The sequence below is a fragment of the Paenibacillus suaedae genome (assembly GCF_032337355.1).
GTDB lineage: Bacteria > Bacillota > Bacilli > Paenibacillales > Paenibacillaceae > Paenibacillus_B > Paenibacillus_B suaedae.
Genome location: NZ_JAVYAA010000007.1, coordinates 79,630 through 100,185 on the forward strand (window position 1 = coordinate 79,630; position 20,556 = coordinate 100,185).

Annotated in this window: 20 protein-coding genes; all 20 read left to right on the plus strand. The window is 41.6% G+C overall.

The features are described from left to right. Positions 1-158: 158 nt before the first annotated feature. Entirely contained in the window at positions 159-3,494 is a 3,336-nt protein-coding gene (locus tag RQP50_RS23545; protein WP_315746931.1) for a family 10 glycosylhydrolase, read from the plus strand. Between the two features lie 372 nt (positions 3,495-3,866). Then, positions 3,867-5,171, plus strand: a complete 1,305-nt coding sequence (locus tag RQP50_RS23550; RefSeq protein WP_315746932.1) for an ABC transporter substrate-binding protein — start codon at positions 3,867-3,869, stop codon at positions 5,169-5,171. Positions 5,172-5,255: 84 nt separating this feature from the next. Further along, the gene (locus RQP50_RS23555; protein WP_315746933.1) at positions 5,256-6,161 is read left to right on the plus strand and encodes a carbohydrate ABC transporter permease; all 906 of its coding nucleotides are present in this window, start codon (positions 5,256-5,258) and stop codon (positions 6,159-6,161) included. Positions 6,162-6,173: 12 nt separating this feature from the next. Further along, complete coding sequence (locus tag RQP50_RS23560) at positions 6,174-7,004, plus strand: carbohydrate ABC transporter permease (RefSeq protein ID WP_065292848.1); 831 nt, start codon at positions 6,174-6,176, stop codon at positions 7,002-7,004. A gap of 15 nt (positions 7,005-7,019) precedes the next feature. Beyond that, positions 7,020-8,549 (plus strand): DUF4127 family protein, encoded by a 1,530-nt coding sequence (locus RQP50_RS23565; protein ID WP_315746934.1) that lies wholly within the window; start codon positions 7,020-7,022, stop codon positions 8,547-8,549. An 85-nt stretch (positions 8,550-8,634) separates the two neighbouring features. Continuing rightward, complete coding sequence (locus RQP50_RS23570; RefSeq protein ID WP_315746935.1) at positions 8,635-10,230, plus strand: FAD-dependent oxidoreductase; 1,596 nt, start codon at positions 8,635-8,637, stop codon at positions 10,228-10,230. A 142-nt stretch (positions 10,231-10,372) separates the two neighbouring features. Continuing rightward, on the plus strand, positions 10,373-11,077 hold the full coding sequence (locus RQP50_RS23575; protein ID WP_315746936.1) for an N-acetylmannosamine-6-phosphate 2-epimerase: 705 nt from the start codon (positions 10,373-10,375) through the stop codon (positions 11,075-11,077). Positions 11,078-11,125: 48 nt separating this feature from the next. Beyond that, positions 11,126-12,067 carry an ROK family protein gene (locus tag RQP50_RS23580; RefSeq protein WP_315746937.1) on the plus strand — a complete coding sequence of 314 codons (942 nt, stop codon included), beginning with the start codon at positions 11,126-11,128 and terminating at the stop codon, positions 12,065-12,067. 310 nt (positions 12,068-12,377) lie between these two features. Further along, positions 12,378-13,244 carry a MurR/RpiR family transcriptional regulator gene (locus RQP50_RS23585; RefSeq protein ID WP_036590506.1) on the plus strand — a complete coding sequence of 289 codons (867 nt, stop codon included), beginning with the start codon at positions 12,378-12,380 and terminating at the stop codon, positions 13,242-13,244. 309 nt (positions 13,245-13,553) lie between these two features. Continuing rightward, the gene (locus tag RQP50_RS23590; RefSeq protein ID WP_072732177.1) at positions 13,554-14,129 is read left to right on the plus strand and encodes an SMI1/KNR4 family protein; all 576 of its coding nucleotides are present in this window, start codon (positions 13,554-13,556) and stop codon (positions 14,127-14,129) included. Between the two features lie 105 nt (positions 14,130-14,234). Next, positions 14,235-14,924, plus strand: coding sequence for a hypothetical protein (locus RQP50_RS23595; RefSeq protein WP_315746938.1), 690 nt, complete (start codon positions 14,235-14,237; stop codon positions 14,922-14,924). Positions 14,925-14,963: 39 nt separating this feature from the next. Next, positions 14,964-15,344: a hypothetical protein gene (locus RQP50_RS23600; protein ID WP_072732179.1), complete on the plus strand. Its 381-nt coding sequence runs from the start codon at positions 14,964-14,966 to the stop codon at positions 15,342-15,344. 40 nt (positions 15,345-15,384) lie between these two features. Next, positions 15,385-15,789, plus strand: coding sequence for a hypothetical protein (locus RQP50_RS23605; RefSeq protein ID WP_072732180.1), 405 nt, complete (start codon positions 15,385-15,387; stop codon positions 15,787-15,789). 791 nt (positions 15,790-16,580) lie between these two features. Beyond that, on the plus strand, positions 16,581-16,886 hold the full coding sequence (locus RQP50_RS23610) for a DUF5713 family protein (RefSeq protein WP_315747070.1): 306 nt from the start codon (positions 16,581-16,583) through the stop codon (positions 16,884-16,886). Positions 16,887-17,005: 119 nt separating this feature from the next. Beyond that, entirely contained in the window at positions 17,006-17,527 is a 522-nt protein-coding gene (locus RQP50_RS23615; RefSeq protein WP_174807921.1) for a hypothetical protein, read from the plus strand. A 35-nt stretch (positions 17,528-17,562) separates the two neighbouring features. Further along, positions 17,563-17,946 carry a hypothetical protein gene (locus RQP50_RS23620; RefSeq protein ID WP_174807922.1) on the plus strand — a complete coding sequence of 128 codons (384 nt, stop codon included), beginning with the start codon at positions 17,563-17,565 and terminating at the stop codon, positions 17,944-17,946. Positions 17,947-18,220: 274 nt separating this feature from the next. Then, positions 18,221-18,868: a DUF1963 domain-containing protein gene (locus RQP50_RS23625; RefSeq protein ID WP_315746939.1), complete on the plus strand. Its 648-nt coding sequence runs from the start codon at positions 18,221-18,223 to the stop codon at positions 18,866-18,868. Then, entirely contained in the window at positions 18,859-19,761 is a 903-nt protein-coding gene (locus RQP50_RS23630; RefSeq protein WP_315746940.1) for a leucine-rich repeat domain-containing protein, read from the plus strand. The genes RQP50_RS23625 and RQP50_RS23630 overlap by 10 nt, the downstream gene beginning before the upstream one ends. A 165-nt stretch (positions 19,762-19,926) precedes the next feature. After that, entirely contained in the window at positions 19,927-20,091 is a 165-nt protein-coding gene (locus RQP50_RS23635) for a hypothetical protein (protein ID WP_315746941.1), read from the plus strand. 148 nt (positions 20,092-20,239) lie between these two features. Then, complete coding sequence (locus RQP50_RS23640) at positions 20,240-20,551, plus strand: hypothetical protein (protein ID WP_315746942.1); 312 nt, start codon at positions 20,240-20,242, stop codon at positions 20,549-20,551. Positions 20,552-20,556 lie beyond the last annotated feature (5 nt).

Consider the following 20,556-nt stretch of genomic DNA (forward strand, 5'->3'; position numbering starts at 1 on the left):
TTGTCTGTTATGATCAAGAGGAATACCCCATAACGATTGTTGGTGGTGATGCTTGTAGAAAACTGGGCATAAAAATAGATTTATAGATGAGATTAGTTGTACATAAGATGGAGCGCTTGGGAAGCTGTTTTTTCATGACTATATGGGGAGGAATGAAAATGAGATTAAAGAATACGCTGTCTTTCATCTTATGTTTTGCTCTCATTTTTTCAGGGACGACATTGACTGTGTTGGCCGATGAAGCCATCATGGCGAAAGCTGCAAATGGCAACACCATCAGCATTACAGCCGTGAATCGAGCCATCGGAGCTTCAGATGAAATGATTCTGTTTACCCGAGAAAATAGTAGTAAGCTCACAGATTCGAACCCTTATGCGGCTGCTGCAGTCGTGGACTACCATGAAGGTACTTATAGCGTTACGGACGTAACTTATCGTGAAGGTGCTGTACACATACCGACGAATGGTTTTGTACTGTTTGGTCACGGATCGAGTGAACAGTGGATTAAAGACAATATGAGTCCGGGAGACCCGGTTGAGATTGTTGGCTACACGCTGCCTGCACCGGTAGTCGGAGGTCCACAGCTCATCACAGAGCAGGGAACTATACCAATCGACGTTGTTGATCAGGATCAACCGGCGAACACCATCGCAGTCTATACACGTCATTTTGGTGAGATGACAAGACCTTTCTCTGAAGATACCGTTCAATATATCATCACCAATGATGTGTCGGTCGTGAAAAGCACATATGGTGTTCATGGTCAGAGCGGCACCTACATTCCCGCGAACGGTTATGTCATTTCGGCATCTGGCAACGCTGCGTCATCCTTCAATTTGGAGGTGGGGCAGTCCGTAAAAGCGATGAACGTAGATATTCCTATTCTGCCTAGCAAATATTTGAAAGTGAATGGTATTGCGGTAGGCATTGATAAAATAAATGGACCGCGTGGAGCGGGAGAAGTAGTGTTGTACCAGCCTACTTATGGCGCAACCACCAATCAGAATGCTTGGGGAATGGAGCTTACAGTTGTTGGCAATAAGGTGACCAACGTCGTGGCGATTGCATACGATCCCAACACAGGGGCTTATCTTGATAACAACTCTTCTATCCCATCGGATGGATATGTACTGTCGATTCAATCGACAAGTCCATTCTATAACCAACTAGCGGGTCAAGTGCGTATCGGCGCAGAGGTTGAGCTTGTGACAGATAGTTTAATATACCAAGCGGCTAGAACTTCGTTTGATGCATTTAATCCGAAAGTAAAAGAAGATAATCCCGGAGGCTGGGACAATGTTGGCAATGTGCCTTATCCAGGATTTCGTGGATCGAATCAGTTGATCGTCTATGATCGTAATTATGGCACGGAGACTGGCACGAACCCATGGGGCAATGAAGTGATTGTTAATGCGGACGGATATGTGACGAACAATGGCGGGAACAACAGTAAAATTCCTGAAGGCGGCTACGTATTATCCGGTCATGGGGTTAAAAACACATGGTTAAAGAACAATGCACTGGTCGGAGCCAAATTGAGTCTGGATTTTGCTAAAAAACAAGTATTGGTTATTTTTACGCCGGAATCTTACTTAGATAAAGCCTCGATAAGTATCGATAGCGCAGAGAAGGCGCTCCAGTTATCTAAGAATCAATTTATGGATGTTCCTTATGCCGATATTGAACAGAAGATTGTAGAAGCGAAGGGCGTTTATGAGTTGGTCAAACAGCGACTAAATGAAAGCGGTACCAACGGGTTAATGGATCTATTGAATGACTTGGATCAGAAAGTTACGGAAGCAAGTTACATGAATTTTGAATCTCCGAAAGTACAGACTCGAGGTCTCTGGATGAGGCCGAAGGAAAAGAACGTGGAGCAGGTTCGAGATCATGTGAAGAAAATCAAAGAGACCGGTATCAATGCCATCTATCTAGAAACGTGGTGGAATGGATATACCACTTGGCCAACGTCTTTGCCAGATACCGAATTAAATCCTTTGTATGAAGGCTTTGATGTACTTGGAGCATTTATTGAGGAAGGCAAAAAACAAGGGATTGAAATTCATGCCTGGGTGGAGAACTTCTTTGTCGGCGGGCCGGTTGTGGTGAATCATCCCGATTGGCTTATGAAAAGCAGAAAAGGTATTGATTATGAAGAAGGCAGTCACAATGCCAAGTGGTATTGGCTTAATCCAGCACTCCCGCAAGCTAGAGATTTCGTTGCTTCTGTATACGATGAACTCGTCACGAAATATGACATTGCTTCGCTGCATTTGGATTATGCGAGGTACCCAGGATCCGGAGATTACACGAATGATTTTGGTTACGACATGTATACCCGCGATTTGTTCAGCGAGAAATACGGCGTTGATCCGCTTGACCTTCATCCAGGAGATCGTTACTGGGATGAGTGGCTGCAATTCCGTGCGGACATTATCAATAGCTGGGTCGTTCGGGTAGTTAACGAGGCGCATCAAATCAAACCAAACCTACAAATTACAACTGCGGTATGGCCGAACTATGAGGAAGCGCCGAAATCGCACGCACAAGAAGCGAAATACTGGTTGGATCATAATTTGATCGATCACTTGTTCCATATGTCTTATGCACCAGGTTCGGAATTAACGGTAACGGACTTGAGAAACTCGATGGCATTAGCGGGAGACAATGCATTCGTCTCATCGGGTCTGGACACATTCCAAGGCAATCCTACATCGGCTGTTGTGGATCAAATTACCGAAGCGACAAAGAATGATGGAGCTGGAGCCGCATTATTTGAATACGAAGGACTATTTAATTATAAGTATGACAAGGTGCTGAAGATTGGGTTGTATCGTAATAAAGCAATTTTGCCTCAATATGATACGACCAAGCCTCTAGCGACCGTGATGGAAGAAGTGATCCGTAAAATCAATGAGATTTACGTTCCTTTCCAAGGGATGAGCCGTAAGGACGGCGGGAAACTAATACAGAAACTTGAATCCGCTGTAAAAGATCTACATGTGAATCCCACTATGACAGATGAGACTGCAAGTGACGTGAAACAGAAGATCGACAGCATAAGCAAGCTTCTAGCAAGCAGCTCGATTCATAAAGAAGTAAAGAATCGAATGAAGCATGATTTGGACTACGGAAGTAGAATGATAGACATCTATTTCTCCAAAACAGCGAAAACGCAATTAAGTAAATTAACGGTGAGCTCGGGGAAGAAGGTAATGAAGGTAACGCCTTCCTTCACACCATCGACGTATGATTACAAGGTAAAGGTCGGGCATTCAGTTACGGAGCTCAATATTACGGCGAGTACAAGGAATCAGAATTCAGTTATTTCCGTGGGTGGCAAGCATATTGAAAATGATGCGGTCATTCCCGTACAACTTCAAGTGGGTTCGAATCTGGTTACGTTACAAGTGATGTCCGAAGATGGACGAATGAAAAACTACACGGTGACGATTCAGCGCGCTGGTAATGATAGAGGGAACTACGAAGAATAACGACAGAGTTGAAACTGCAATATGTAGGCTTCATCAATTTCTAATGAAATCACGGGGTGTCGCAGATCGATTTGGCACCTCGAATTTTTTAGTTTTTGTAAATCCGATTGCTATATCAGAATATGAAGAATATAATCTCCAAATATTTTAAAAATAGTGGAGAATTTATTTAATGCGTGCTACAATGAACATGCAAGAAGGGAAAAGGTGGCAGGAACGACTCTTATTCCGAAACAACTCATGGATTGGAGCAATTACAGATATAGCGTAGAATAATAAGGCTTTTTTGTAAGCGCTACCGTTTTCGGACTTATAGTCATTTCTTCTCCTAGCTTTGAGAGAGAGTTTATAAAGAAGAGAGGGTGTTGTGGCATGAGTTTCAAAGGTAGAAAGTTGATTTCATTACTATTGGCATCAATGATGATGGTGGGGTTATTGGCGGCTTGCGGTTCGGATTCATCGAGCAACAAGGGGGCTGCTTCAAGTGGAAACAACGATAGCGAGAAGCCCGCGGAACAAGTCACGGTAGAATTCTGGACAATCTCATTGCAGCCGACCTTCAATGATTACTTCAACAAATTGATTGCGGATTATGAAGCGAAGAATCCGAATGTCAAGATAGATTGGAAGGACTACCCTTACGATGCTGTACTGAACAAGCTCATGACGAATATTGCTGGCGGTAATGCGCCAGATGTGGTGAACCTTAATACGGAGCTGGCCAATCAGATGGGAACCAAGGATGCATTGGTTGACTTCAACCAAGAGCTGACAGCGGACCAGAAGGCAGCTTATTTCCAAGGAATCTACTCCTCAACAGAAATGAACGGCAAAGCGTTCGCACTCCCTTGGTACACTGGATTGCCTGTCCTATTCATGAATAAGGATCTGGTGGTGAAAGCGGGATTGAATCCGGACAATCCGCCGAAGACAAAACAGGAATTGAACGAATGGGGCCGCCAGATTAATGAGAAAACCGGCGCTTACGGCTACATATTCACGATGGAAGCACGGACTCTGTTAGAAGAGAACCTGCCGTTCCTGACTGAGGATTATAAGAAGGCAGCTTTTAATACACCGGAAGTGGAAGCGTATGTCAATGAGAATGTACAACTGTTAAAAGACGGCGTCATTCCAAAAGACATTATCAACTACGATAAACAAGTGCAATACTTCGCGAGTGAGCAAGTAGCCATGTCTTTATCCAGCTCGCCGTTTATTAACAAGATCAAGACAGCCGCGCCTGATGTATACAACAAAATGCTTGCCGTTCCAAGTCCGGTTGGCAAAGCGGGCATCCGCTATTCCAACACGATGAACATCGTCGTGCCTTCGGCAACATCCCATAAGAAAGAAGCGGTTGACTTTGCTGTATTCGTCACGAATGCGGCCAATCAGGTGGAATTCTCCAAGATCGCTAATACATTGCCTTCCACGGTAGAGAGTGCCAAAGATCCATTCTTCTCGGAGAATGACGGAACTCTAGAAGGGGTCGCTAAGACCGTATCTGCAGTCAGCCTTGATAAAGCCGAGGATTTCTACATCGGCGTTGAGAGTGCTAAAGACGTTAATCAGACCATCACCAAAGCATTGCAGGAAATTTATTTGAACGGTGCTGACGTGAAGAAGACATTGACTACGGCTGAGAGCGATGTTAACAAAATCTTGGGCAACTAAATACTTCAAATTGGGCAGGCTTGTCCTGCCCGATTCTCTTATATATAGAACTATCTTTAATAAAGGTGGTGGAGGAGTACTATCATGAAAAAGAAAAAGACATCCTTCTTTGCTAGATTCGGTAAGTCGGAAGCGGCAGTGGCTTGGCTCTTCATGACACCGGGTTTGATTCTACTGGCCCTATTTGTCTTCTGGCCGATTATTTATAGCGTACCGCTGTCGCTGACGAATTACTCCGTCATAGGCAAGACCGAGTTTGTTGGCTTGGATAACTTCGTTAAGGCGTTGCAGGATAAGAGCTTCATCACGTCACTGCTCAACTCATTGCTATACGTCATTGTTGTACCATTTATTCAGATTATATCTATACTTATGGCGATTCTAGTCAACAGCAATGTCAAAGGCATTAAATTATTTCGTACGGCTTATTACATCCCCGTAGTTACTTCTATGGTCGCGGTAGCGCTTATTTGGGGCTGGCTGCTCAACCAGAATGGGGTCATAAACTATGTGCTGTCCAATGTAGGGTTAATGAAAGAGAAAATTACCTGGCTGTCCGACAAAGATACAGCACTGTGGACACTGATGTTCATTACGATGTGGAAGGGCCTTGGCTACTATATGATGATTTATTTGGCCGGCTTGCAATCCGTTCCGAAGGATCTGACAGAGGCTGCGATGATTGATGGCGCGAGCCGGGCGCAGACGATTCGTAAAATTACAATTCCGCTGTTGAGACCGTATGTCTTTTTCTGCACGCTTATTTCACTAATGGCGGCAATCCGTGTGTTCGATGAAGTGTTCATCCTAACGATGGGTGGACCGGGGGATGCTACCTTAACATCGAGCTTATATATTTATCAGCAGGGTTTCCAGCAATTTAATTTCGGCTACTCTTCGGCACTTGGCTTAATTGTCAGCGTCATGATTGGTGCGCTTAGTATCGTCATCTTCAGATTCAACCGGAAGGGTGGTGTCAATCCATATTAATGGATGCATGATATGAGAAAAAAACCACTTCGATTAGTGAAATTATTATTGTTGTATGGGGCATTAATTCTATTTGCCATTTTTATGATGGGACCATTCCTATGGATATTAAGTGTGTCGCTCATGCCCGGCAAGAATGTGTTCAGCTCTCCGCCGGCGATTTTCCCGACATTTATTGACTTTGATAATTACGTCCAAGTGTGGAATTACATGGACTTTCCAAGATACTTAATGAATACCGTTATCATTGCGCTGATGGGCGTTGTAATGAACATCTTCTTTTCTTGCCTTACAGCCTATCCGCTTGCCGTATTCCGTTTCAAAGGCCGGGATCTAATCTTTACATTACTGATAGCGACGATGATTATTCCCGCTGCAGCCGGCATGGTAGTTAACTATTTGACGGTAAAAGCACTAGGCTTGATGGGCGGGTTTCTTGCAGTCGTGCTTCCTTCAGCGGTTACCGTGTTCAACGTATTCCTAATGAGACAGGCGTTTATGGGCATGCCACATGAGCTGCGCGATTCCGGCAAAGTGGACGGTGCCAGCGAATTTCGTATTTGGCTGCAATTGGCGCTGCCGATTGTGAAGCCGGCGATCGCCGTTATTGGTCTATTGGAGTTCATGGGGATGTGGAATAGCTTCCTCTGGCCGATGATTGTGCTTAATGATACGAAGCAGTATCCAATCGCGTCCGCGCTCAGCTTTTTAAATGGCCAATTTTCCTATAATTTTGGCTGGATTGCCGCCGGAACTGTTATTTCGGTTATCCCGATTATCATCGTGTTCCTGTGCACCCAGAAATATTACATGGAAGGTGTATCCGGAGCAGTTAAAGGATAGGAGGACACGACTCACATGAGAAAAATTATATATATTCCGCTGGACGAACGTCCGTGCAATTACGAATTTCCGGCACTTCTTGCCGCGGGCACGAATTATCATGTTGTCCGTCCGGATTTGAGCATGATGGGGCTGAAGAAGCGCCCTGGAGACATCGAACAGCTATGGGCCTGGCTATTCGAGCAGGCGCGTGATGCAGACGGAGCGATTGTGGCCTTGGACACATTGCTATACGGAGGAATCATCCCCTCGCGGCTGCATGAGATGACGGAGGAACAATGCGGGGAGCAATTGGAGAAGCTCCGTCAATTGAAGCGGATCAACCCAGCTTTGCAAGTATTTGCTTATCAGCTCATTATGCGCTGCCCGCGCTATTCCAGCAGTGATGAAGAACCGGATTATTACGAGAATTGGGGCAGGGAGATTTTCCGGCGCGGATATATCCGCCACCGGTTGGAGCTGGGCATCGCGACAGAAGAAGAGCAACATGAATTGCAGCAGATTGAGGGTGTTTTGCCTGAATCCATGTGGCAGGACTACACGGAGCGCCGTGCTGTTAATTTAACAGCGAATAAGAGAGCGATCGAACTGGTGCAGGCCGGGGCCGTCGATTTCATGATCATCCCACAGGATGACTCGGCTCCTTATGGTCTGACTGCGGTGGATCAACAGCACGTTCGCGAGCATGTCAAGAAGTGTCAGCAGCAGCTGTCCGTCTATATGTATCCCGGGGCCGACGAAGTGGGGTGTACACTACTTGCTCGCATGATCAATCATTTTGAGCGTTGCAAGCCACGGGTGCATGTTCATTTTGCCAGTGTGCAAGGGCCGTTAGTGATGCCTCTATATGAGGATCGCGTGCTATATGAATCGGTTAAATATCAGATTATGGCGGCCGGAGGACTAATGTCGCCTTCCCTGGCAGAAGCCGATATGGCCCTATGCATCAATTCACCCGGCGAGAGCATGATGGAGTCGAATGATCAAGGGCAGCCATCTTTAGGGTATCAGGTATACCGGAATCTAGTTGAACTGGTAGAGATGGCTGATGATATTGTTCATCGTCTCGGCAAGCCTTGTGTTATCGCCGATGTAGCCTATGCCAACGGAGCAGATCTTGAACTGCTGCAGCTGCTTCGCGATAAGAAGCTATTGTTCGAATTGGCCGGTTATGCAGGCTGGAATACAAGTGGCAACACGCTCGGAACTTGCATTGCTCAAGGTATGATCTATGCCGTGAATGGCAATACGCCGCAGCATCGCGATTTCCTGTCACTGCGCTATGTTGAGGATGGGGGCTATTGTGCCTCCGTGCGTAGAGATGTAAGTGATCGGGTGCTGCCTGGTTCGGGATACAATTATTTCTCGATCGACGGACAGCGGGGACAAATCGCTGAGCAGGTCAGAGCTGGATTGAATCAGTTCATTGAGCAACATTTGTATAGTCCAGACAATAATTACGAGATCGTGATCGACGATTGCTATATGCCTTGGAGTCGGATGTTTGAGGTCGGATTGAAGACCCATGTCCGTGATACGAAGTAAGGACAATAAAGTACGCAAATAACAGAAAAGGCGCATGAACAGCTTAGGTGGATGCTGGAAGCGCCGGAGAAGGAGCCAGCGAGAGATGCATAACGAGCGAATGACAGACGTCGCCGTCCTAGGCGGCGGGTTGGGCGGATGTATGGCCGCATTGGCTGCAGCCAAAATGGGCGTGCGTGTGATCATGACAGAGGAGACGGATTGGCTTGGCGGTCAGCTGACAAGTCAGGCGGTTCCGCCGGATGAACATCGGTGGATTGAGGAATTCGGCTGCACAGAGACGTATCGCGAGTTTCGAGACCGGGTGCGTGCTTATTATCGAGAGAACTATCCGATGTCAGAGGAAGCGAAGAATAATGAACTGCTTAATCCCGGCAATGGTTGGGTAAGCCGCTTATGCCATGAGCCGAAGGTGGCGCTGCGCGTCATCGAGGATATGTTGGCCCCGTATGTGAACAGCGGCCGTATCACGGTGTTGTATCATTTCAGACCAACTGCAGCCTCAGTGAACGAGGATCAGATAGAGAGTGTAACCGTTACACATATAAGCTCAGGTGAAGAAGTTGTACTAAGGGGATCATACTTCCTCGATGCTACGGAATGTGGAGACGTACTGCCGTTAGCGGGAGTTGAATATGTAATAGGTGCGGAGTCCAGGCATGAGACAGGGGAGCCGCATGCGCTGGAAGAGGCAAATCCGCTCGATGTGCAGTCGATCACCCATGTGTTTGCCCTCGATTATGTAGAGGGTGGTGACTTTACGATTGAGAAGCCTGAGCAATATGATTTCTGGCGCAAGTTCGTACCGAAGCATACGAATATTCCGCTATTAAGCTGGTATGCGAACGATACGGATGACGCGGAGAAAATGAAGGAGTTCGCCCTATTTCCAGGTGAACGTAAGGACGCTTCTGGACGGGAGCTACTGTCGCTGTGGACGTATCGTCGTGTCATCGACCCGGCTTTATTTGAGCCTGGGCTATATGAGAGTGACATCACCTTGATCAATTGGCCGCAGAACGATTATTTTCTGGGTTCAATTATTGACGTTCCTGAAGCAGAACGGGAGGAGCATCTGGCGAGTGCTAGACAGTTAAGCCTCTCACTGATCTACTGGCTCCAGACCGAGACGCCTCGTCCTGACGGAGGGAGCGGGTATCCTGGCATCCGGCTGCGTACGGATGTACTGGGTACAGAGGACGGACTGGCGAAGTACCCGTATATTCGTGAGTCGCGCCGGATTCAAGCGATGTATACCATCACGGAGCAGGATGTTAGTAAGGAAATCCGCGGGGAACAAGGGATTCGCCGTTACGACGATAGCGTCGGTGTCGGCAGCTATCATCTGGATGTTCACTTGACGACCGTCACGAACCGGACGTTCTATATTCCGAACTATCCGTATGAGATTCCGCTGGGTGCGTTACTGCCGATCCGGGTCAAGAATTTGCTTCCCGCATGTAAAAATATCGGCACCACTCAGATCACGAACGGATGCTACCGCCTCCACCCGACAGAATGGAATATTGGGGAATCGGTCGGTTATTTAGCAGCCTATGCGCTGCAGAATCAAGTGACGCCGCATGAGGTTCACGCCAATTCGGAGCATCTTCAGGCCTATCAAGCGCTGATTCAAAGGCAAGGGGTCCAAATCCACTGGCCGGACGATCTGGTTCTATAACAACGATAGAGTAGAAAAACTCAGCAGACAGCCACTCTATTGATAATAAGGGGTGGCTGTTACTGATTCTAAGGAAATGAAAGAGTACATATTATGAGCTACCTATTACTCAATGAACAGTTTATTTATGGAGGTGGGCACTATGGTAGATTCAATGATTCAAACTTTAAAAGGCGGACTTATTGTTTCCTGTCAAGCTCTTGAGGAAGAACCATTCTACGGAAGTGATTATATGGCCCGCTTTGCTCTAGCGGCTGAAATGGGCAAGGCGGTAGGGATCAGGGCGAATACGCCTCAAGATATTAGAGCGATAAAAAAGGTGACGAATTTGCCGATTATCGGCTTATGGAAGAAGGAGTATACCGGTTCTGACGTTTACATAACTCCTACCTTAACAGAGGTTGAAGGTATAATCGCTGCTGGAGCCGATATTGTCGCTATGGATGCTACAATGCGCAATAGGCCGGGCAATGTTTGTCTTGCGGATTTGGTTAAAGAAATAAGGGAGAAGCACCAAGTACTATTAATGGCAGATGTATCTTCTGTAGCAGAAGGAGTAGAGGCAGATAGACTGGGTTTTGATCTTATTTCTACTACGCTATCTGGTTATACAGCCTACAGCCCGCAGAGCGAGGAACCAGATATTCAATTAGTTGCTGACTTAAGTCAAATGGTTAGCATTCCCGTATTAGCTGAGGGGAGAATTCATAGTCCTGAACAGACTGTTGCGTGTCTTCGGGCCGGAGCTTACGCCGTTGTAATTGGCGGAGCCATTACCAGGCCGCAATTGATTACTAAGAAATATACGGATGCTATACTTCAATATCATAACGTTCCTGAAATGTAGTCTCTATTATTTTAGTTGCAGCAGCCTTTAAGCGAGGAGGTTCTATGGATGGGACATACTGGGGAAGTAGCTATAGGTCTGGATATCGGTGGAACAAACATAAAGTCGGGGATTGTAAATGCGGAGGGAGTGGTCATTCACCATTTGAATTGGCCGACGAAGGCAAATGAAGGTGGGGAAGCACTGATAAATCGAATTTCCGAAATTACGAAGGAATTAGAAAGGTATTCAAGCAGTCAAGGATGGAAGGTAAAAGGTGTCGGCATAGGGACTGCTGGTCAAGTGAATAGTCGGACAGGCGTTGTAATGGGGGCCACAGCTAATTTGCCGGGATGGGCCGGAATGGAGCTTGGAAATCGGCTGCATTCCATGACAGGTTTGTCTGTATTGATCGATAACGATGCGAATGCCATGGCATTCGGCGAGGCGTGGGTAGGGTCTGGCAGACAATGGAGCGACTTCATCTGTGTTACCTTGGGAACGGGAGTGGGCGGTTGCCTGATCATGAATCATAGGCCGTATCAAGGACGGGATGGGTTTGCGGGAGAAATAGGCCATCATGTTATTGAGTACAGTGGTTATCCATGCAATTGCGGAAGAAGAGGCTGTTGGGAACAGTATGCTTCTGTTACAGGATTGATGAGAATGGCAGAAGAAGCTGGGACAGAGCTAGAAGGGATTAGTACCGCGGAAAGTCTATTCGCATCTGCGCAGGAAGGAAACGAAGCATCTATTCACGTGCTGAGAAGATATACTCAGTATATTGCTGCTGGTCTGGCTAATATGGTCCATACATCTAATCCAGAGGGGATTGTCATTGGAGGGGCCATTACTCGGCAAGGCGATTTTTTACTTAATCCGGTTCGTGAAAGTCTGTCGCGCCAGCTGCTTCCTGTTTATAGAGAGAGGATTCGGGAAATTGAGGTAGTCTTGGCTTCTTTAGGAGATAATGGAGGTGTAGTAGGGGCTGTAGCGGGTTATTTTATTTAAAATAAAATTCACAGTATAATGTAACTTGTTATAGCATACTAGTTTGCCTTTTAAAATGCGTGTTCAAAAAGGTCGGTTTTCAGCACCGAGAAGATTGGATGAAGATAGGGACTGAGGAGCGGAGCGTACGTAGTGGGTACGTGAGCACCTGAAGGCCCGGCTGAATTCAAGATTTGATGCCGAATCAGCTTCCCGATTTACTTCGTGATCAAAAGCGGATTTTTTGAACAACCTCTTAAAGGAATTTGTGTATATCCTAAATAGTAGGTTAGTCTACAGTTCACTATTTGTTAGGCAACCTGAAAGGAGAATGGATTTGTCTAACGAGCAGGGAATGGGAAAGACGTTGTTATCCATAAGAAGTCATTTTAATGGATTAACCAAAACAGAACAAAAAGTTGCAAATTTTATTCTGGAAAACGCTCAGGATATCATTTATCATTCGGTGACCGAACTTGCAGAGAGAGCAGACGTCGGTGAGACGACGGTGATTCGCCTCTGCCGGAAACTGAAATTCCAGGGCTTTCAGGATTTTAAATTATCCCTGGCACAAGATATGGTTAAGCCTTCCGATCGCTTATATAATGAAGTTACGGAAGAGGATGATGCAGCGACTTTAAACCGCAAGGTGATATCTATGCATATTGAGACGCTGGAACAAACTTCGGAACTTATTAGTTCAGATCAGCTGGAGAAGACCATTGATCTATTGACTGCAGCTAATCATATTCACTTTTTTGGAGTCGGATCTTCAGGCTTGACGGCGTTACAGGCCGCGCATAGCTTCACCAGGATTGGCAAGCAGAGCTTTGCTAAGACAGATACGCACTTTCAGGCTATGACAGCTGCATTAATGCATCCTGGGGATGTAGCTGTTGGGATATCCATTTCGGGAAGCACCAAAGATACGCTGGAGAACTTAAGCCTAGCCAAGAAAGCGGGCGCCAAAATAGTCGTTATGACCAGTAATGCGCGTTCCCCTATAACCAAACTGGCAGATATCGAACTGTTAATGGTTGCTAGAGAAAATCCATTACAAGGAAGCTCACTTGCTGCAAAGATATCTCAGCTAGCTGTTATTGATATTTTGAATGTCGGGGTTTCTTTAAAAATTAAGGATGAAGCTATGAAATACCGCGAGATAACGGCAAAATCAATCTCAGAGAAACTGTATTAATGATTACATCATTAATTTCAATTATATTAGTCGATAAAATGAGAAAGCTCTCCATCGTATGGTGAGCTTTTTGTCATTCTATGGCCAAATATTAGGCATTGAAGGCAACGTTGGTGTATCCGGTCCTTAGTGGCACGGTTGCGTATCAGCTCTGCACGGCGCCGGCAATTGCATCTGCTATGACATGCTGCTAAACTCCCTTTCTGGTAGGGTTTAACTCGATTAATGTAGAAGTATGGTGAGAAGCAGCGCTGCAGACAATGAATCCGGCCAAGAGATCGAGAGAATCTTATCATTAAAGGAGGATGTATGAAGATAAATAGAGAGCCTATATTACCAATTAGACAAATAGGGGAAGACAATTGGGTTGAAAACCTGACATGCTTTCTTGAGGATCAGGATGTAGAAGTGATTTCATTAGAAACTGAAAATTTTCAAAAGACAGAGAAATATCTAGATTGGATAATTCCCTCACAAACGAAAGATTATTTCTTACATTTCGGTGGTATAGAAAGCTCTGATTTCATGTACAACCTTAAGAAAATGGATGAGTGGGAAGCATTGACAAATTCTATATGGGAATTTGTATCATTGTATTTTCAACAAGATGAAACAGATACATATATTGTTTTTGCTGAAAGTCCTAGCAATGATCCTATTTGCTTTAAAAGGGATACTGGGGAGATTTATTTATTTTCTCATGATCCGATTAAAAGGGCTAAAGTATATAAAGATTTCAATGACTATTTATTAAATGAGATAATTGAAATTCAAAAATTGTATGCAGAAGTTACTTTTGATAGTTCTAAGGAAGAAATAGAGTATAAAAGAAACTTGTTGGATGGCGAGGGTATTGATTTTGAATTCCGCTATTTAAAACTTTAAGCATGACAAAGAATTCAACCCATAGGGTTGCCTATTAGCAGCCCTATGGACGGTTGGCCATGATCATTGATTATATACAGGCTTAGGATGTGAGAGGGTGATTACATGAAAATAATAGAGAACAAAGCGATAGAAAAAGAATACGATTTGCTGCTCAGAATTTTTGAAAAATATTATGACTCATACGAAGAAATGCTTAACAGAGCTAAAAATGTAGAACAAGATACCGTTATTTGGAGTGATTCATTTTTAGAATTTTTTCCATATCAAAATGCACTAAATCAATTAAAGAAGCCCAAAATCTATAAAACTGAGCCTGAATCTAATGAAGGAGTTATCGTAAATAAGTTAAAAGATGGTGAACTGTACTATTCTTATGATAAAGAAAATAAGGGATGGGGCAGTGTTTTTGTAATAAAAGAAGATGGGATGAAACTTTATCTTAGGTTTCTAAATAACGATAATGATGAAATCGTTTTGGAGCAAGTATATTGTGTAGTTTTGAAAGAGACTGTGATAGAAAAAGTATTATTCTATTTAAAAGACGTCGACTTGGACGGAGACGAGGAATTGAACGAAGAAACACTTTTGGTGGATGAGTATTTGTATAATAGCAATCAAGCAGTTGATACAATTATTAGAAATGGTTTCTATCATGAAAATAAAAATAGTATACCAACTACAACATTTCGATTTGAGTATGTTGATGAAGGTATATTGATATATTCAAAACAAATGAAACAAAATCAGGTGGATGTCGAACAGTTAAGGTGGAAGAACAAAAAAATCAAGTAGAACAGTAATATAGACGAGAACAAATACAAAGGAGTTTCTATGGAAAAGAAAATAGAAGATTATATTTATGAACTAGAACAATTAATAGAACGAGCTGATAAGGAAAACGATAAATACTTATTCCAAGACCCAGCATATGAAATCATGGAAGAAATTGAAGAGTTAGATAATGCATTTGAATTTGTAGAGCCCATATTTTTATTAATTGAAAGAAGTCCAGATATTGATTTTGGCGGTCCAGGGCCATTCGGGAGTTTTTTAGAAACGTTTTATCATAATGGTTATGAAGACATACTAGTAAAATCATTACAACGTAAACCTAAAGAGTATACCATTCACTTATTAGAACGTCTTTGTAATGATGAAAGTAATCCAAAAAGAAAAGAATATTATACTTTGTTAGATTCATTAGAACATTGAGTGCCATAAGTTTGTGTTATATATGCTGGAGGTAAGTGTCATGGAAAATAGGCTTCATTATTTTGATAATTATTTGGATGATGAAGATGTGTATTCTGCTCTAGAAAAATATTGGATTGATATGTTTTTTATGTTGTTGCATAAAGAAAAAGTGGATGGAAGCGATTGGATATGCCCGTATTATAACACTAACTTCAGTAATGGGGAAAAAATGATGGATGGAAATCCTATATTTTCGGCGAAATCAAAAGAAAAAAATAAAATAATAAGAATTATTCAAGAAAGCTCTAAGAATGGGGCTTTATTTTCTTATTGGTTAAATAGTTCAATGGACAATAGCCAGAATGAATTGGTGATAGTTTGTACATTAAATAATAATAACTTAGAAAAGATAAACGATATAATCATTAGTTGGATTAAAGGAAATTTGAAAGATATAGAATAAAAAGTCTAAGAGAATATAGCATGATGAGAAAATCTTGCTGGTTAGCTAATAACAATCGCCTATCTGCAGCAAATAGTATTTCGCAATTAAGTAATTTATAGTGGTTGGCCGACTTACAAAAAAGGGGTGCTAATATGCTAAAGAGATTTGTTTGGAAGAAAAATGATATTCATTCCATACAATTAAAAGAAAATGTATACATCATTGCTCAATTATTAGAGAGTCCATACGTTGCATTTTTTAATATAACGAGTGAACGTAATCATTTTGATGAGAAGCCGCTTGACCTAAATAACTATAAACCTTTCGGCGTATGTATGGTTTTAAAGGGGTTTTTCAAGCAGTGTTCCGTAGGGGAATTAAAAAATGTACAACCTAATTTGAATATCCCCATACCAGAGATTTTTATTAGTAGTGACAGGGGACAATGGGGAAATCGATCTGAATTTAGTGATGATGAACTCATATACAATCTGGTGAAAATCGATCCCGCAGTCGGTGATAAGGGGCTTATGGGGAATGAAATTATCCAATACAATATTGATAGAAAAGACCCGAACATTTTAAACAGCTACGAAATTGTTGGGTATAACACGGGTTATGAATTTGTACGTCGCTTAATTTTATCGATTGAGAATGGCCGATGGATCGATCCCTTAAAAGAACAGCGATTGCTTGGTTTAGATAATTATACGTTACAAACAATCGAAGAAATGTGGCAAGCCGGGGTTCCGAAATATGGAGTAGAGGATAAAGATGAGGCTCGACAAAAAGAAAACGGGGTAACTAAAATAAATTATTTAATTGAGATGTATAATGACCCGTTCTACCCAGAATTTTTAGTTGATAAAGTAAAGAAATGCATTTTGCGTGTTGTTCAATTTATTGAAAAAAGGAATCACGATGTAAATAAGATTCAAAGCAAACTTGATGAAATGACAATAGCTATTAATGATTTGGTAGATGAATTTGAGCAAAATAACAGTGAAATAGAGACTGTTGCAAGAGAATCAATTGCTGCTACAGTAGAATCGGTTTTGCAATATTTTAAGATCGATATTGATATTGAAGATGCTCTTAGAGAAAGAGATTGGTAGTAGATTATTGCACTCTAGACCTGATTTCCATCTCATAGCATAACAATATGTACGTAAAAAAGGACTGTACGCGATTGATTCTGTACGACTAATGATCCATGTAGAAAGAAGTGAATGTCATGATAAGGAAAAGAAATTTTGATGAAATAATGGATAGTTTAGAACATCGAAATCGAATTCCTAAAATCAGTGAGTTTACAAGGAATGATTGCTTATTTTTATATGAGAAACTTGCCGATAATAGTATCGAGGCAGATCATGTTTTTTTATCTTATGAAAAAGCAAAACAATATAATAAAGAGTATCACGAAGATTTTAGAGAACTTAAAGAAAGCCATTGGATATTCGCCGAAACGGGCAGAGGCGATTTTTGGATAATCGATCTTGATGATAGTAAATCACCACCAACAGTATTTTTTTATGATCATGATCTTGAAGATTTTAGTCCAGAAAATATGCAGAATATTTCTGTACATATATTAGAGTGGTTTGAGTTAGCAGATTTAGTCTCTCAACTTCATAACGAAAATTTTTATGATGAAGATTTTAGATTGAAGGAGCATTGGAAACAAAAAGCCATTGAAGAAATTGAAAAGGTTAAAAAGGGGCTATCGAAAAAATTACCTTTTCAATTATTCTGAATAGCTCGATTTCGAAAAGAGGAGGAATCAGGAAATTGAAGTTCTATCGCTATGTGTTAAGTATCCCACCTTTGGATTGGGAGTGTTGCTTTCTTAGCATTGAGGAGTATAAGCAGAGCTTTGCGAATAAGTATAATCAGAATATAGCGTATTACATGCAAGTTATTGGGGATTGTCAACAGCATCTTGTAGATATCGACACCCTCGCTGCTATGACTTATAAAGATCTATGTGCAAGCGTTCATTCTGCTGAGCTTCGTTGTCCAGCTATGATTTTCTCTATACCGAGTGGTGATCAGCGAGGTTCAGCTTTGTTCTGTATCATGTATAAGCTTGAAGACGACGGGGATACGTTTATTTATTCTCCTGTTCCACTTGTTCATTTAGAGCAAGATCTAGCAGGTGAAGTAGAGCTTTAATGGTTTGAATTCAAAGGTGGCCTGGATGCTACTCAACTGTCGCAAGGGCCATCAATAATACGATATAGACATGTCTCAAATAAAGAAGCTTGCCTTTGGGCAGGCTTTTTGACGTTTTAAACACAGTTCATTTTAATGGTAGGATTTAACTCGAAATATGTCGAAGTATGGTGGAAGGATGAACAGGACGTAATTATATAGGAATGTGAATAGCAGGGGATTAACATGAGAGATTTAAAAATTCTTAAAGAACGACAAGGATGGTGCTGAAATTATGTCAGTTGAAATTACCTTTAAAGATGTTGAAAATGAATCCAATGTACCACGGCTTGGTGGATATAGCTTCCTGCCTGAAAATATGGATTGGCCATTAAACCCAGATGGAGATAAATTAACACTCGTATTAAGCTTGCCAACGGATTTTCTTAATAACACGTTAGATGTAAACTTGCCCAAAGGACATGTACTATCCGTGTTTACAACGTATAGCAAGGATGATTACTTTCTAGATGTAATCACTTTTCATGGTGATAATGAAGAGTTACTAAACATTAGAAAAGGATACACGAGAGTTTTATTACATAAAGCGGGTAATATTCGAAATGAATCAGAGTTCCTCATACCAGCACAAGAGTTCATTTTAGGGGATGAATTGAATTTAGATTTAGAAGAAGAAGTAGATGGAGAAGAGTTGGATGATGGAGAAATTTACTGTGGTTCGTTGGTTGGCCATACCCCCTCTCTGTTACAAATAGAAGATTTGGGTCTGGATGATTATCAATTTTGCCTACAAATTTATGGCGGCGATTTCCCTGAAGGGTTTCATGATATATTTTGCGTCAGTGACTCGACCGGATATTTGTTTATAAATAAAGATGTAGATCAGAATGATGCAGGTGTATTTTTTACACAATGTACTTAGAAGAATACCTTTTAAAAGCGGGTGTAATAATGATGAACTATGCATTTAACGATAGTATTGGCTATTTTGAGATAGATCCACTTTTCCTTGAGGAAGGAGTACAGATTGCTGAGAAGGAAAATTACCATTCCATTCGCATTCGTAATTTGAATCCCGAAGTAGATTTGAAATGTCACTTAGATTTTGCATCTTTCAATAACAAAACATTCATCAATAAATTACGGATTAGCAGTAATTTCAAATTATCCAAGTATCAAAATACTGAAGCTTTATCTACATTAACTAATCTTACAGAAATCACATTAGCTCAGCCAATAAATCTTGATTTGAGCTATTTTAAAAAATTGGAGGAGGTTGTTGTTAAAAAAGATCACTATCTAAATTTAGATAAACTAGTAAATGTAAAAAGCTTATACGCAATTAAATATATGAAACCAGATTGTAAAGAGTTTTGTTCACTAAAATCACTAGAGTTTTTACGTCTTGATTCCCCAACTAAGCTAATTTCGTTGGCTGGGATAGAGGATTTAGACTCCTTGAAATGGTGTTGGTTCCAGTATCTAAATCATCTAGAAGATGGACACGCTCTTAGTGAACTAAAAGGACTTGAAAGACTCCAAATTGAAAAATGCAAACAACTTACTGATCTAACATTTTTGATAGGCAATCGTACGATAAAAGAATTACAGGTTTCAGATGTTGATTCTCTTGAGTTTGTGAAATCTATGAATAATTTAGAGAAAATAAATTTTTGGAATTGTAAAAGTGGAGATTTATCGCCATTGTTAGAGTGCTCATCACTAAGAGAGGTTTCATTTCACCCTGACAAGAGACATTACTCTCACAAAAAAGATGAAATAAATAGTTTGTTGCAAGAAAGGAACTCCAATTAGTTGTCCTTGGTGATCGAGGATATGTGCTTGAAGAATTGAAAGTTTCCAAAACATATTTGAAGAAGACGTCATAAGTTCTTTCTTTACATATGTTTTTTTGTTAGAAAAGATAGTCATGCAAAAGTGAAATATTCTTGAGGTGAGTAAAGTGAAGGGGTGAAAATCATGACAAAAAATGTGTGGAAAGCTAATCAAGTCATTAGTATGGAAACGAGGTTGAAGGACGAAGGTAGGAAGAATAATATTTACGTTTTAGCACAAATGATTAGTAAAGCCCAACTGCTGATTTTTGATTTATACAGCGACGATAATAATTGGGGGGGATGTTGATATACACGAAGTTCCTATTTTATTTAGTACGTCCGTAACAAGACAGTTTATTAACAATAGTAATATTTATAAACAAAACATGAAACCCCTTACAAATTACAAACTCCCTACGTATAAAATAGAATCTTTAGGTATGGGAAGTAGACATGTGACGGTATGGAAAGGAACAACAAATGAGCGGAAAGTATTGATACTAGGTCAAGGTGGAGGCAGGTTAATCGAAGAGGACATGTCTACAGGTAGTTATACAACGAAAATAATTATGCCATCAATTTCTGTTACAGATAGCGAGACCATAGATAAATATGAATTAACCAATGTCCGGATTTATCCAGAATTTAATGAACGATTATATCTTTGTTATAAGTTTGGGAAAAACGTAGATCCTTTAAAAGATCTGATTTTTGATAGACCAATTCCTTTAGAATATAAAGACTATATTGATATTATTTCTTCATAAAAACT